Below are 12,999 nucleotides of genomic sequence, written 5' to 3' on the forward strand. Positions count from 1 at the left end.
CCCACGACGAGCAGGGCGAACGCCGGCCAGAGCACCGCGCCGTCCGCGAGCAGCACGAGGGCCGCGACCGCAAGGGCGAGCGTCGCCACCCAGGCGACGGCCGCGTTGACCGTTCGCCCGTCGAGCAGTGCTCGAAAGTCGACCATGGTCACCGTACGTGACGACGACGGAAATAGCTAAAAACGTGCTTCGATAGGCGCGTTTCACTCGGATCGTCGGCTTCGCGTGGCGAACGCTTTTGCCTGCGCGAACGTGGCTCCGTCGCTGCCCAGATCGGCCTGCGTACGAAGGGCGAACCGTTAGTCGGAACTGCGCCGTTGGGACGCACGATGGCGTTACTCGAAGTCGAAACCGACGTCGACGAGCAGCGTGAAGAGATGAGAGGGCGCGTACCGACGTCGATGGGTGATCCGATCGTCGCGATCGCGGCCGGTTCGGTCCTCCTGTCGTGGTACGAGTTCTACGTGAAAGGTGAGAAAGAGGACGGCATCTTCGTCGGTCTCTGGGCACCGACGCTCCTCGCGCTGGCGAGCTACCTCCAGCAACGGAGCGTCGTCCGGAAGTTCAAACGGGGGCTCTCCTCGTTCTGAAACGGCCGGGCGGTCCGTCCTCGCGGTTCGACCACGAGGACGTGGTTCGGGCCCGGTTCTCGGATTCGTTCGGCTCGCCCGCGCGCCTGCCTCGATTTCTCCGAACCAGCGCCGATCGGCCCCCGCCGGCCGTTCACGCCTCGCCGGTCCCGGTAAGCAGCGACGAACAGAGTGGGCGCCGCGATTACACCGCAGTGGTTCCACGGCTGCCTGCCTGGTTCCCGTGGCGATCGCTTCGCTGGGGATCGATCGACCGTCCGCGCTTGCGCAGATCGACGGCCTCGCCTGCGCAGTGGATAGTCGAACGAGTTCCCGAGGAAGTGTGCCCGAGAGAAAGGGAGCGAGAGAGAAAGAAAAGAAGCGAGAGGGAATGAAAGAGAGCGAGAGCAATCGAGACGCCACAGCCCACAATGGACGCCTTCACCGATCGCGACGACGATCGCCGCCTCTGGGTCGCGATCGGTGCAATCGCCGGGGCGCTGGTCGCTTTCGCGCTGTTTCGGTACGTCGGCGTCCTCGTCACCGCGATCTTCCTCTACTACGCGACGCGGCCGATCCACCGCTGGATCGACGCGCGGGTGCCCTACGCCAACGTCGCGGTGACGCTCACGCTGTTGACGGTCGTCGTTCCGATGGCGTTCGTCGTCGGGTACGCGCTCTTTCTCGTGGCGATGGAGCTGGAATCCGCCCTCGGTGGCGGATCCGTCCCGTCGACGCGGCCGTACGTCCAGCCCTACCTCCGGCTCGCAAGGCAGGGCGAGTTCCAGGCGCTCGCCGACGCTTTTGCGCCGTCGAGTGGCGTGGGATCGACGACGGACAGGGTTCGTACGCTGGCGAACGGGGTGGTCGGCGTGGCGTCGCTGGCGTTCGCGGTCGTCGCGCAAGTGTTCTTGCTCCTGGTCTTCCTCTTCTACTTGCTCCGGGACGATCAGGCGATCGCCGCGTGGTTCTACGACGCCGTCGACCACGACGAGCGAATCGTCGCGTTCACTCAGGCGGTCGACGACGATCTCGAGACCGTCTTCTTCAACAATCTCGTGCTGGTCGTCCTCACCGCGATCGAGGCGGCGGTGGTCTACGCCGGCATGAACCTGCTCGCGCCCGGCGGGACGGTCGTGGGGACGCCGGTGTTGCTCGGCGCGCTCATCGGGATCGGGACGATCGTGCCAGTCGTCGGCATGAAGATCGTCTACCTGCCGTACGCCGGGTACCTGGGCGTGCTCGCCGCGACGACCGAGACGCCGCTCTGGCACCCGCTGGTCTTCCTCGCCGTGTCGGCGATCGTCGTCGACACGATCCCCGACGTCTTTCTCCGGACGTATCTCTCCGCGAGGGGATCGATCCACCTCGGGCTGATCCTGCTGGGCTACGTCCTCGGAACGATGGCCTTTGGCTGGTATGGCCTGTTTCTCGGTCCGATCCTCGTGGTCGTCACGTTTCATTTCGCACACGAAGCGTTCCCGTGGCTGGCGACCGCCTATCTGGGCGACTGACACTCTACGACACCGAACTCCACAGCACTCGACTACTGGCAGACTGTTTCCGTCTCCGCCACCCTTGAGCACTGGCCGATCGCGTCCGCTGCAATCGTTTCCCAATCGGCGCCGGACGCGGCTATCGATAGCCAGCCACCACGAGTGCGAGCCCGAACGCGACGCCGAGTGCGACGAGCACGGCCCCGGTGACGCCGTAGAGCGCCGGCTCCTCGTACGGTAGCTCGTCGCCGAACTGCAGGATTCCGGCCGAGACCAAGAGTGTGAGCCCCGATCCGGTCAGTACCGTCGCCACGTCGAAGCCAGCCGGGTTGCCGAAGTCGACCATGCCGGCGTCACTCGGCCGAGGGGCATTGGTAGCTGGCCGGTACGTCCGCACGATTACCCGTAGCCATCGTCGTCGTGACGTGCTGAGATCCACGAACTGGCCGCGCGTGGTTGCTTTTAGGGTCCGCGTTGCCGTACGTCCTCGTTCAGATGCCCGGCTACGACCTCCACGAACCGGACTACTCCGGCACGACGACCGACGACTGGGACGCTCCACAACAGGAGGATTTCGACGCGGACGATCTCGGGCGCATCGCCGACAGCTTCCTGCTCTCCGCCTCGGGATTCCCGCCGGACGCGTTCGGCGACCTGCAACTCCCCGTCGTCGAGCCATCCGGCGAACTAAACGAGAACGCGCTCCAGAGCGCCCACGGCGGAGCGCACAGCGTCGACGCGATCGAAGGGATCGACGACGAGACGGTCCAGGACGTCAAAGCGCTGCTCGAGACGCTCTCCAGGGAGGCGTTCGATCGGGAGATCGGTGAGTGACCGGGAGATGTGCGCTTCGCTCGCTCAGCTGGTCGTCACACTGGCAGAGCGACCCCTCGACCAGTGTCAGGCGTCGGTTCCATCGATTCCCTCGTCGATGGCCGCCAGCAGCGCGTCGAGGTGTTCGTCGCGCGACCGGGAGTTGAACAGCTCGTGCCCGCCGTCGTAGCTGATCCTGTTCGCCGCGGGCGCGTCCGCTTCGATGGCGTCCGCGCTCACGATCGGGTCCCGGGGACTGTAGAACACCACGTCCCGGTCGTCGAACGGCGGCATCGCGGCCTGCGCTCGTCGTGCCTCCCTGAGGAAGGTTGGCGCGGCGTAGGAGGGTGCGTCTTCGACCCACTCGTCGGAGGCGAGTTCCCCGAGGTCGGATCGATCCGACGACGCCGGGAGAATCGGTCGCGCGATCGGGAGGCGCAGTAGCGCGGAGACGAGGGGGTTGCGAAGCGCCTCGTGGAACCCCCACCACGGGCTGAGATACGTCCGCGTCTGGAGCCCGTCGTCGTCCACGTACCGGGCGATCAGTCCGCCGGTGCTGTGACTCAGCAGTCGGTAGGTGTCCAGTCCATCGAGGTGGTCTCGGATCGGAGCGAGATACTGCGACTCGAAGTCGTTGATCGTCCGCGGGAGCTCGAAGACGTCGACGCGGTAGCCCGCGGTCGTCAGGGCGTCGACGAGCCACTGGACGCCCGCGTGTTCCGGCCGATTCCCCCACCCGAGCACGAACACGAGTCGTCGGTCGCCCTCGCCGTACTGGACGCGGCGCATGGTCCTATGGACGCAGGCGGCACCAAAAAGGCCGGGGCGGCGCCTCGGGCCGACGTGATTCGGCCTGCACTCGGTCGGCCAGTGCGGTCACGCTGGCTCGCGCTGGCATCGTTCGACGCGACTGGAAAGGTAGAAGGGATGGACGGACACAGTAGCTCTCATGCCCGACGCCACGCTACGAGAGCTCGTCGAGCGCAACGATCGCCACGCCGAGTCGCTCGCTGACGACCACTTCGACGACGTGCAGGACGGCCAGTGGCCCGCCGTCGTCTCGGTTTGCTGTTCGGACTCCCGGGTGTCCCAGGAGGGAATGTGGGACGTCGAGGAGCCCGGCTGGCTGTTCACGCCGAGCACCATCGGCAACCAGGTCTGGGACCGCCACGACGGCGATCTCGTTCTCGACGGCAGCACCTGTTACCCGCTCGCGTTCACCGACACCGAGGTCGCGGTCGTCGTCGGGCACACGGGCTGTGGTGCGGTAACGGCAGCCCTCGAGAGCGTGCAGGCCAGCGAAGCCGGCGACGACGAAGACGGTGAACTGCCCGCGGGCGTCGCGAAGTGGGTCGAGCTGCTCGCGCCGGTCGTGGAGGACGGACTCGCTGACGACCGCGTTGATCCCGACGCCGACGTCGGCCTCGTCGACCAGCTCGCCGAGTACAACGTCGATCGACAGGTGGCGTTCCTCCGCGAGAGCGACGACGTCCCGGACGACGTCGACGTCTACGGCTTCGTGTACGATTTCCAGCGCGTCTACGGCGACGTTCCCGGTCGAGCGTATCTCGTCAACGCAGCGGGCGAGACGGATCCCGACGCGCTTCGCGGGCTGCTCGACGACGAGTTCGCCGATCACGTCCACCGGCTGCTGTAGCTCTCCGGTCCCGTTCGATACTCGAAAATTCGTCGCGGATGGCGGTCCACAGCCGTCCGAGCGTCGCAGATTGCGGCGATCTCGCCGGGGCGGGCTGGAGTGTGACGAATCGGCCGCCGCAAGGGGTGCTCCGGCGGCCGTCGGCAGCTCTCCGCTCCAGCTCGCGCCACCGGGCGCCGTGTCAGGTCTGGCCGCCGTCCCGTCCGTGAGCGCCCGCCGTGAGGGGAGCATCCGTGACGGTCGCAACGGGGAGAGCGGCCCTGCATCGCAGCGGCGGGCGTGCCCGAGCGTCGAACGCTCGCGTTCGCCTCGATCCCATGGACGAGGCACACCCGTCACGCGGTAGGCACTGACTTGCACATGAACGCTCTCACGGGGTGGGTCCGGGATCGTGGCCAGTTCCGACCGTGTAGGTGGCCGCGTGTAGGCTTCGTGGAGGCCAGATACGAGGGAATCGATCGGCGATCGCGGAATGCAGTCGCCGATTCGGCGACGGCCGTTCGACCCTGATCGCCGATCTGCGTCCGATCGCACTGGTCCGCAAGCGACGCAGGCGCCCCTTACTGCGGACCGCATCCGGCAGGCAGTTCGATCCATTCAGTGCGTAGCTGACGGTCATCCGGTGCGTATCGGACCCGAACCGGTGAGATCGACGGAGCGAACGGCCGGAAGTTCTTTTTGTACTCCCGGTAACGACAGCCCAATGCGGTCGAAAGAAGACGTTACGCTGGCAGCCTCCCTGCGCCACACGCCAGTCAGGACCGGGCTCGTCGCCGTGGTCCCCGTCGTGCTCGCGATCGTCCAGCTTCTGAACGGGCTGTTCACGGAGCTCCCGATCGTCGTCGGCGTCGCGTTCGCGGCCGCGATGGTCACGGCTGCCGTCGTGTTCACCCGGCACCACCTCGCACAGCTGCGCCTCGAGGTGCTCGAAACGCGGGAGTACGCGCAGCCGTCCGACTGATCGCCGACCTGACCGACCGATAGCCGGCCTGGGCGACCAAATGCAGTACGGCCGCTTCTCTTCCGCGACTCCGACCACCCGCGGGTTCCGCCAGTTCGTTTCGCCCGTCAGTCAGCCAGCCCGCTCCAGACGTTCCACCGGGGTCGCGCCCGGTTCAGGCGCGAGTCCCCATCCCGGCGGTCTGGGCCTCCCGATTCGCGTAGGCGTTGTAGGCGGAGATCACGGCGACGGCGCCACCGGCGGCGACGTTGCTGAGCAGGAGGGCGTTGCTCTCGAACTCCATCAGGTACGGCGCCGCGACGGTCCAGAGCCCCAGGAGCACCACCAGCGAGAGCGCACCGACGGCGGCGAACATCCCGCCGGCGAGCTGATAGTAGGTGAACCCGGCGACCAGGAAGATCGCCAGCCCCACGGCGGCGTTGTTCCAGGTCGCCATGGTCGTCGTGTCGTACACGAACGGCGACGCGGCGATCCAGAGCCCGATCAGCGAGACGATCCCGCTGACCCACTTCATCGCGTCGGTGTCGAAGGTCCGGGTACTCGCACGCGCTCGTTCGGGGTCCCGGTCGGGGTCGCGATCCGGGTCGCGTTGGGCGTCCGTCGGTGATTGGGTCATTGTGATCCCACTGTGTCGTTCGGTGTCACGTCGCAAGAAGGGGAACGACGGTTCACGCGCTAAGGCCGCCTTACCCATCCCACGTCCCAAACAGTCAACCGACGGCTCGCCGAACGCGGGGACGGGCGCATGAGCTCGGACTCGACGTCGGACCCCTCCGGCGCGTCGCTGTCGTACCGAAACATCCTGGAGCGCGAGATGGAGAATGCGCTCAAGGAGATCGATCGCCCGCCGAAGGGCGTCTTCCTCTCGGGGCTATCGGCAGGACTCAACCTCAGCTTCGGCGCGCTGTTGATGGGGATGGTGCTCACCTACTCCGGCGGGTTCGAGTCCAGACTCGTGCAACAGGCGGCGCTCGGCGGCGTCTCCTCGATCGCGTTCCTGTTTGTCGTCATCGGACAGACGGAACTGTTCACCGCCCACTCCACGATGGCCATCCTCCCGGTTCTCGACGGCCGGGCGACGGTCCGCGACCTCGGCCGGGTCTGGAGCGTCACGTACGTCTCGAACCTGTTCGGGTGTGCGCTGTTCGCCGGGCTGATCGCGGTACTCGGCCCGGAGATGGGCGTCGTCGATCCGGCGTCGTTCGGAACCCTCTCCTCGGCGCTGCTCGGGCTGTCGTGGTGGGTGATCTTCCTGAGCGGCGTGGTCGCGGGCTGGCTGATGGGACTCGTAACGTGGCTCTCCGCGGCGAGTCGAGACACGGTCGGTCGGATCCTCTTCGTGATCATCGGCACGGCTATCATCGGCTTCGGTCCGTTCCACCACAGCATCCTCGGCACGACCGAACTCCTGACGGCACTGTTGCTCGACCAGGGCGTCTCGCTCGGCCAGTACGGCCACTTCCTCCTCTGGACGACGGTCGGGAACGTCGTCGGCGGTGGCGTGTTCGTCGGACTGCTGAACTACGGCCACGTCGCGCTCGCGGGGGAAGCCCACGACGTTGCGTTCGAGGCGGCCGATCGAGACGACTAATCACGGTGTGGGCGATCGACGTTCCGTCTCCGCGGTCCGGGACCACGGAGAATCGCTACGTCGGCGGTTCCGCCGACTGCGATCGGCGAGATGTCGGGCGATGGGCGTGGCAGCGCAGACGAACGCAGGTGACCGAACCGAAGTACCACAGTTTCAAGCGCCCCGACTTTGCACGTCCCGTCATGTCCGGCATGGGCCGCTCCGCCGTCTCGGTCGGAACGCTGTTCAAAGTCGCCGCGATCGCGGCGCTCGCCGTCGCCGGAGGACAGTTCCTCCTGGACGTCCTCGTCGATCTCCTGCGCCACAGCGAGATCCGATTCGACGAGGGCGACAGGATCGTCGGACTCGTTATCGGCGCGTTGACGACGGCGGCGATCGTCGCCGGCGCGTACTGGATCGTCGAGGCCGGGACCGAGGAGCTGGTCGTCGCGCAGGCGGCGGTGGCGGTCTACGGCGCCGCCATCCTCGAGGCGCTCCTGCGGAGCCTCGTCTTCGACTGGGCCGAGGTCGAGGTGTGGGTGCTCCTCACGAGTCTCTCGACGGTGCTGTACTTCCTCACCTTCGTGCTCGCCTATCGGATGGCCTTCGAGGATCGCGACGTGACGGACTGGGATCCGTCCGCGATCACCGATCGCCTGTAGCGGCCAGTCAGGGCTGGCCGAGCACTTCGTGACGACGGTAGAGATAGACGATGCCGACGAGTACGTTGACGACCCAGACCAGTGCGAGGATGATCCAGATGGCCTCCTCTGGGTTCCACTCGCTGTTCGCCCGCACGTACTGCGCGTCGAAGTAGATCGCCAGCGGCAGGCCGATCCACGCGACGATCACCGCGAAGCCGCCAGCTGCTCCGAGGCCGACCCCGGTCCCGGAGAGCACGAGCAACGCTGCCCAGGCGACGGTGCCGACGAGCACCCCGATCCACCAGCTGTCGGAGACGGTGGTCTCGAAGGCACCCGGATCGTGGCTGCCGCCACCGCCACCTCCGCCTCCTCCGCTCACGCTCCCGTTCCGAACGCCGCAGTTGGGACACAGCTCGGCTTCTTTCTTGATCGCCTCGCCGCACGACTCACAGAACACTTCGCCCGGCCCCTTCGATCTTCCTGGAGACATATTTCGTGAACACTCCGTAGCAGTCGTCTCGAACCGGCCCTCGGTCACACATGAATGTACTGGCTGGCAGTTCCGTGCTGGGCCGTCGTCGACAGCCAGGTACGTTACCGTGGCCCAGAAGCGGCACGTCGCCCGCTCGCGTGAACGAGCACGCACGCTGCCAGGAGCAGCCACATGCCCGCGGTGGGCGGGAGGATCACCGAGAAGAGCGAGCGTGCGAACTCGACGAGCGGGGTCTCCAGCGAGTCGGGAAGCGGCCCTGCCATCGCTTCCACCGTTTTGGGGCCGGTGAACGTGAACGCGAGCAGCGTCCCGGCGAACAGCAGTTTCCGCGACCGGCCGCGCTCGTGGGTCGCTGCGAGCACGACGACGGGGAGGAAGAGGAAGGAGAAGTAGAGCGGCTGGAGCGGCATCACGAGCAGGGTCCCGACGAGCGTCGCGAGCACTGCCGTCAGGCGCCGACGGTCCGTGGACACGTCGCGATAACAGTAGGCGACCGGTGGGACGACGAGCGCGAAGGCCAGCGGCGTCACGATCGACGAGGAGCCACCAAACGCCGCGGCGAGCATCCGCCGCACCGTCGTGTGGTTGCGTTCGGGATCCGGCGTCCCCTCGAAGGTCTGCCCTTCGAATCGCTCGATCAACACCTCCCCGAGATACTCGATCGTGAGATCGGGGCCGAAGACGAGCACGCCGAGCGCCAGCCCGCCGAGCCCGGTCGCGATCGCGGCAGCGACGGCACGGTAGCGTCGGGTTCGGAGCAGCCAGCAGCCAAGCGTCGCCGGAAAGAGCTTGACGAGTGCGGCGAGCGCGAACGCGACGCCGGCCAGCGTCGACCGGTCGAACCGTCTCGTCTGCTCGGCGGATCTTTCGCCGGCACTGCTCGGATCCGCTCGGTCGCCGTTCCCTCGCTCGGCCTGCTCGAACCACTCGGCGTCCAGCCAGTCGATTCCGAGCGCGATCGCGATCGCCAGCCAGAGGTTCACCTGGCCCATGACGAGCTGGTTCGCCGCCCAGGAGCTGAGCAGCGTGAAGGCGACGAGGAGGAGCCGGTCGCCCCGACCGAGTGCGACCCCGCGGCGTCCGAGCGCCCGCACGAGCACCGCCGCGATCCCGATCCCGGCACCGACGTTGAGCACGGTCTGGAACGCGAAGGCCGCCGTCTCGCTGCCGAGCAGCGCGTGGGGAACGAAGAGCGCGATCACGATCGGCGGGTAGATGTACCGGTAGCCGGGGAGCCCGGGCGGCGTGGTGGAATAGAGGTCACCGCCGTCCAGCACGGCGGTCGCGGCGTGGAAGTAGACGTCGCTCGCGAGGGAGAGCTGTTCGGGCTGTTCGAGCACGAGCAGCGACGCCGAGTTGAGCCCGCCGAGGATGCCCAGGACGAGGAGGGTACGGGTCGAGCGGCGCAGTCCGTCCCGATCGGTTGCCGCGGTATCCGGGCCGTCCTGGGAAGCGGTCACGGTCGATGGTTCACACGGGACGGCGAAAGCGTTGTGGAGGCGGACGAACGCCGCGTGGGCGCCGACCCCCTGCGATTTTTACGTTCGGCCGCGAAGGACGCCCATGGCCGACGTTCTGGACAACAAGCGGGTCGCGACTCGCTTCCGGATCCTCGTCGAGATCGCCGAGCGCCAGCCGGCGGTCAGCCAGGGCGAGATCGCGGAGGCCGTCGGCGTCACCAGCCAGGCGGTCAGCGAGTACATCCGGGAGCTGGTCGACGACGGGCTCGTCGAGATGGAGGGTCGCTCGCGCTACCGCGTCACGAAGGAGGGCGTCGACCTCCTCCTGCGCGAGGCGACGGAAGTCCGCCGGTTCGTCGACCACGTGACCGAGGACGTGCTCGGCAGCGTCCAGGAGGACGCAGCCATCGCGACCGACGACCTGGAGGAGGGCGAGACGGTCACCCTGACGATGCGCGAGGGGCTCTTCCACGCCTCGCCCGGCGAATCCGGCGACGCGACGGGCGTCACGACGACAGCCGCCGAGGCCGGACAGGACGTCGGAGTCACGGGGTTCGAGGGCGTCGTCGATCTGCAACCGGGGAGCGTTACCGTGCTCCAGATCCCGCCGATCCGCTCGGGCGGAAGTCGCGTGGTGGCCGACGATGCCGTCGCCGACGCCGTCGAGGGTGCCGATCTCGTCGTCGCTGCCGGCGTGGAAGCCGTCGTCGCGCTCCGTCGCGTCGACGCCGAGCCCGCCGTCGCGTTCGGGGCGGGCGCCGTCGCCGCCGACGCCGCGGGTCGTGGGCTCGACGTGCTCGTCGCAGCAACGACAGACGCGGTCGGCCGCGTCACGGACGCGCTCCGGGACGCCGACGTCGCGTACGAGGTCTCCGAGGCGCGGTGAGGACGTCGCTGCGCAGTGACGGCTCGAGACGTGACGACGGTCCCGTGGTGCAGTGAGGTCCTTCGTTCCGACCGACCCCTGCCCGAGTCGTCCCCCGTCGGGCGGAAACGTTTTGAGCAAGGGGCATGGAGTCCAACGATATGACGTGGGGTTGCGGGATCGAGGGCTGCTCGGAGATCTTCGCGGACGTCGAGGACGTCGTGGTTCACCAGACGAACGACCACGACCGCCACGAGTGCCAGGTCTGTGGCACCGTCGTCCCAGACGGCTACCTCGCGATCAAGCACGCCTTCGAGGAACATACCCGCGCGGAGTACGTTCGCGCCTATGGCGCCAGCGCCGAGGAGGTCCGGGAACGCGAACAGATCCAGGACGAGATCGAGGCCGCCGCGGATCTCCAGACGATCGTCGACCGGATCGACGAAGCGCGGATCTGAGGCGTCGTCCGGCCGTCTTCTTTCGTGTCGATCCGTGGAGCCGGCCGATCCGGGGAGCCAGTCGATCTGTGGAGCCAGCCGTTCTGTCGAGTCAGTCGGTCTGTCGAGTCAGTTGGTCTGAGCGGCTGCGCTGGAGCGTCGCCAGGACGGTCGGCTGCGCTTCAGAACTGCGTCCCACGTTCCCCGCTGTGTCATAGTTCCGCACGGCATGACAACGTTCAGGGTCTCGCGATCGAACGTCGTCACATGACGGAGCCGGGTGCGGTCGACAACGAGTGGGAAGCCGATCGGTACGACGACGACCACGCGTTCGTGTACGAGGCGTCCCGGGACCTGCTCGAGCTCCTCGATCCCACCCCCGGCGAGCGCATCGCGGATCTGGGCTGTGGCACCGGCCATCTCACCGCCGAGATTGCGGCGGCAGTGGATCCCGGCGAGACGGGCGGGCTCGCACTGGGTCTCGATCGCTCTCCGGAAATGATCGCCGAGGCTCGATCCACCTATCCCGGCGTCGACTTCGTCCAGGCCGATGCCCGCTCGCTTCCCTTCGATGGGTCGCTGGACGCCGTCTTCTCGAACGCAGCACTGCACTGGATCACCGATCAGACGGCAGCGATTGCGTCGGTCCACGACGCCCTCCGCCCCGGTGGACGACTCGTCGTGGAACTCGGCGGCGTCGGCAACGTCGCGACGATCACCGACGCGCTGGAGGCGGAGCTCGAGGCGCGTGGCTACCCCGGCGAACACGGCTGGTACTTCCCTTCTCCGGGCGAGTACGCCACGCTGCTGGAGGAACAGGGGTTCGAGGTTCGCGACCTCCGACTGTTCGACAGGCCGACGCCGCTCGACGGCGAGGATGGACTCCGAAACTGGATCGAGGGGTTCGGGGACGAGCTGCTCGCGCCGCTCACCGACGCCGAGCGCGAAGCGGTGATCGCGGCCGTCGAGGATCGATGCCGCGACGCGCTCTACGCCGACGGCGAGTGGGTCGCGGACTACCGTCGGCTGCGCGTGGTAGCGGTCCGATCAGCCGCGTAGCTCGTCGCTGCACCGTTCGAACGAACCCGAGCGTTGAAGGCCGCGGACTGCAGCCTCTCTGACATGGCCGAGATCATCGACGGCAACGCCGTCGCCCAGTCGATTCGCGACGACCTCTCCGCGGAGATCGATCGACTCGCCGAGCAGGGCGTCCAGCCCTGTCTCGCGACGGTCCTGATGAGCGAGGACCCAGCCAGCGAGACCTACGTCTCGATGAAGCAGTCCGACTGCGAGGAGGTCGGCATCGAGGCTCGCGACGTCACCCTCGACGCCGAGGATCCCGCCGAGGACCTCTACGACGCGATCGACGAGCTGAACGCCGACCCGGACGTCAACGGCATCCTCGTCCAGCTCCCCCTGCCCGACCACGTCGACAAGAGCCGCGTCCTGCGCTCGATCGACCCCGAGAAGGACGTCGACGGCTTCCACCCCGAGAACGTCGGCCGGCTCGTCGCCGGCGACGCGCGGTTCAAGCCCTGCACACCCCACGGCGTCCAGAAGCTCCTCGCGGACGCCGGCGTCGACCCCGAGGGGAAGGACGCCGTCGTCGTCGGCCGCTCCGACATCGTCGGCAAGCCGATGGCGAACCTCTTCATCCAGAAGCAGCCCGGCGGCAACGCGACGACGACGGTCTGTCACTCCCGGACGGACGATCTCGCCGAGAAGACGCGCGGCGCCGATATTCTCGTCGCCGCAGCTGGCGTCCCGAAGTTCATCGACGGCGAGATGGTTAGCGAGGGGACGACCGTGATCGACGTCGGGATCAACTCCGTCGATGCGGACACGGAGAAGGGCTACGAGCTCGTCGGCGACGTCGACTTCGAGAGCGTCGAGCCCAAGGCCGAGGCGATCACCCCCGTCCCCGGCGGCGTCGGGCCGATGACCCGCGCAATGCTCCTCTACAACACCGTGAAGGCAGCGGGCATCCACGCCGACGTCGACGTGGAGCTCCCCTGAACGCCGTTCCGACCAGCA

General features: G+C 67.5%; 16 protein-coding genes. 11 read left to right on the top strand and 5 right to left on the bottom strand.

Annotation, left to right across the window (positions count from 1 at the left end; genetic code table 11):
• Positions 1-329 precede the first annotated feature (329 nt).
• Together ACZ5KP_RS12785 and ACZ5KP_RS12790 are read left to right on the top strand one after the other, a co-directional pair.
• The gene (locus ACZ5KP_RS12785; protein ID WP_460918083.1) at positions 330-590 is read left to right on the top strand and encodes a hypothetical protein; all 261 of its coding nucleotides are present in this window, start codon (positions 330-332) and stop codon (positions 588-590) included.
• 410 nt (positions 591-1,000) lie between these two features.
• Positions 1,001-2,083 carry an AI-2E family transporter gene (locus tag ACZ5KP_RS12790; protein ID WP_460918085.1) on the top strand — a complete coding sequence of 361 codons (1,083 nt, stop codon included), beginning with the start codon at positions 1,001-1,003 and terminating at the stop codon, positions 2,081-2,083.
• Positions 2,084-2,204: 121 nt separating this feature from the next.
• On the opposite strand, the gene ACZ5KP_RS12795 is transcribed toward ACZ5KP_RS12790, so the two are convergent.
• Complete coding sequence (locus tag ACZ5KP_RS12795; RefSeq protein WP_460918088.1) at positions 2,205-2,411, bottom strand: hypothetical protein; 207 nt, start codon at positions 2,409-2,411, stop codon at positions 2,205-2,207.
• 149 nt (positions 2,412-2,560) lie between these two features.
• Between ACZ5KP_RS12795 and ACZ5KP_RS12800 the strand changes: the two genes are divergently transcribed.
• Positions 2,561-2,899 (top strand): hypothetical protein, encoded by a 339-nt coding sequence (locus tag ACZ5KP_RS12800; RefSeq protein WP_460918090.1) that lies wholly within the window; start codon positions 2,561-2,563, stop codon positions 2,897-2,899.
• 66 nt (positions 2,900-2,965) lie between these two features.
• On the opposite strand, the gene ACZ5KP_RS12805 is transcribed toward ACZ5KP_RS12800, so the two are convergent.
• On the bottom strand, positions 2,966-3,667 hold the full coding sequence (locus ACZ5KP_RS12805; protein WP_460918092.1) for an alpha/beta fold hydrolase domain-containing protein: 702 nt from the start codon (positions 3,665-3,667) through the stop codon (positions 2,966-2,968).
• 160 nt (positions 3,668-3,827) lie between these two features.
• Here ACZ5KP_RS12805 and ACZ5KP_RS12810 point away from each other — a divergent pair, with 160 nt between their 5' ends.
• Together ACZ5KP_RS12810 and ACZ5KP_RS12815 are read left to right on the top strand one after the other, a co-directional pair.
• The gene (locus tag ACZ5KP_RS12810; protein WP_460918094.1) at positions 3,828-4,535 is read left to right on the top strand and encodes a carbonic anhydrase; all 708 of its coding nucleotides are present in this window, start codon (positions 3,828-3,830) and stop codon (positions 4,533-4,535) included.
• 703 nt (positions 4,536-5,238) lie between these two features.
• The gene (locus ACZ5KP_RS12815) at positions 5,239-5,496 is read left to right on the top strand and encodes a hypothetical protein (RefSeq protein ID WP_460918096.1); all 258 of its coding nucleotides are present in this window, start codon (positions 5,239-5,241) and stop codon (positions 5,494-5,496) included.
• A gap of 154 nt (positions 5,497-5,650) precedes the next feature.
• Here ACZ5KP_RS12815 and ACZ5KP_RS12820 read toward each other — a convergent pair whose 3' ends face one another.
• Positions 5,651-6,112 (bottom strand): SPW repeat domain-containing protein, encoded by a 462-nt coding sequence (locus ACZ5KP_RS12820; protein ID WP_460918098.1) that lies wholly within the window; start codon positions 6,110-6,112, stop codon positions 5,651-5,653.
• Between the two features lie 129 nt (positions 6,113-6,241).
• On the opposite strand from ACZ5KP_RS12820, the gene ACZ5KP_RS12825 reads away from it, so the two are divergent.
• Together ACZ5KP_RS12825 and ACZ5KP_RS12830 are read left to right on the top strand one after the other, a co-directional pair.
• Positions 6,242-7,087: a formate/nitrite transporter family protein gene (locus ACZ5KP_RS12825; protein ID WP_460918100.1), complete on the top strand. Its 846-nt coding sequence runs from the start codon at positions 6,242-6,244 to the stop codon at positions 7,085-7,087.
• A gap of 182 nt (positions 7,088-7,269) precedes the next feature.
• Entirely contained in the window at positions 7,270-7,728 is a 459-nt protein-coding gene (locus ACZ5KP_RS12830; RefSeq protein ID WP_460918102.1) for a hypothetical protein, read from the top strand.
• Between the two features lie 7 nt (positions 7,729-7,735).
• On the opposite strand, the gene ACZ5KP_RS12835 is transcribed toward ACZ5KP_RS12830, so the two are convergent.
• Positions 7,736-8,200, bottom strand: a complete 465-nt coding sequence (locus tag ACZ5KP_RS12835) for a zinc ribbon domain-containing protein (protein ID WP_460918104.1) — start codon at positions 8,198-8,200, stop codon at positions 7,736-7,738.
• Positions 8,201-8,304: 104 nt separating this feature from the next.
• On the bottom strand, positions 8,305-9,663 hold the full coding sequence (locus ACZ5KP_RS12840; protein ID WP_460918106.1) for a glycosyltransferase family 87 protein: 1,359 nt from the start codon (positions 9,661-9,663) through the stop codon (positions 8,305-8,307).
• A gap of 103 nt (positions 9,664-9,766) precedes the next feature.
• On the opposite strand from ACZ5KP_RS12840, the gene ACZ5KP_RS12845 reads away from it, so the two are divergent.
• The 4 genes from ACZ5KP_RS12845 to ACZ5KP_RS12860 all read left to right on the top strand — a co-directional run bounded on the left by ACZ5KP_RS12845 (position 9,767) and on the right by ACZ5KP_RS12860 (position 12,981).
• Positions 9,767-10,549: a DUF7839 domain-containing protein gene (locus ACZ5KP_RS12845; RefSeq protein ID WP_460918109.1), complete on the top strand. Its 783-nt coding sequence runs from the start codon at positions 9,767-9,769 to the stop codon at positions 10,547-10,549.
• A gap of 140 nt (positions 10,550-10,689) precedes the next feature.
• A complete protein-coding gene (locus ACZ5KP_RS12850; RefSeq protein WP_460918111.1) occupies positions 10,690-10,986 on the top strand; it encodes a DUF7565 family protein in 297 nt (98 codons plus the stop codon).
• A gap of 246 nt (positions 10,987-11,232) precedes the next feature.
• Entirely contained in the window at positions 11,233-12,024 is a 792-nt protein-coding gene (locus ACZ5KP_RS12855) for a class I SAM-dependent methyltransferase (protein WP_460918113.1), read from the top strand.
• A 63-nt stretch (positions 12,025-12,087) separates the two neighbouring features.
• Complete coding sequence (locus ACZ5KP_RS12860) at positions 12,088-12,981, top strand: bifunctional methylenetetrahydrofolate dehydrogenase/methenyltetrahydrofolate cyclohydrolase (RefSeq protein WP_460918115.1); 894 nt, start codon at positions 12,088-12,090, stop codon at positions 12,979-12,981.
• Positions 12,982-12,999 lie beyond the last annotated feature (18 nt).

It is taken from the genome of Salinarchaeum chitinilyticum (assembly GCF_055390775.1).